Source organism: Halorubrum sp. SS7 (assembly GCF_005435055.1).
Classification (GTDB): Archaea; Halobacteriota; Halobacteria; order Halobacteriales; family Haloferacaceae; genus Halorubrum; species Halorubrum salinarum.
In genome coordinates this window covers 1-234 of sequence record NZ_SGXV01000634.1, presented here as the reverse complement: position 1 = coordinate 234, position 234 = coordinate 1, and the positions used below count along the sequence as shown (strand labels likewise).

The following is a 234-nucleotide window of genomic DNA, read 5'->3' as shown; positions in this document are numbered from 1 at the left end:
CGGTCGCCCCGAGACGTTGTGGTTGGGTATCGGAACGTTACTAATGCTCATCGGGACCTTCTACTTCCTCGTCAGAGGATGGGGGGTCACCGACAAGGACGCCCGCGAGTACTACGCGGTCACGATCCTCGTGCCGGGGATCGCGTCGGCGGCGTACCTGTCGATGTTCTTCGGCATCGGCCTGACGGAAGTCACGGTCGGTGGCGAAATGCTCGACATCTACTACGCGCGGTA

At 61.5% G+C, this 234-nt stretch carries 1 protein-coding gene; it reads left to right on the top strand.

Going from position 1 to position 234, the window contains the following annotated elements; genetic code table 11:
- Window positions 1–43 precede the first annotated feature (43 nt).
- A partial coding sequence (locus EXE44_RS19420; protein WP_158293525.1) for a bacteriorhodopsin occupies window positions 44–234 on the top strand: 191 nt, incomplete at its 3' end.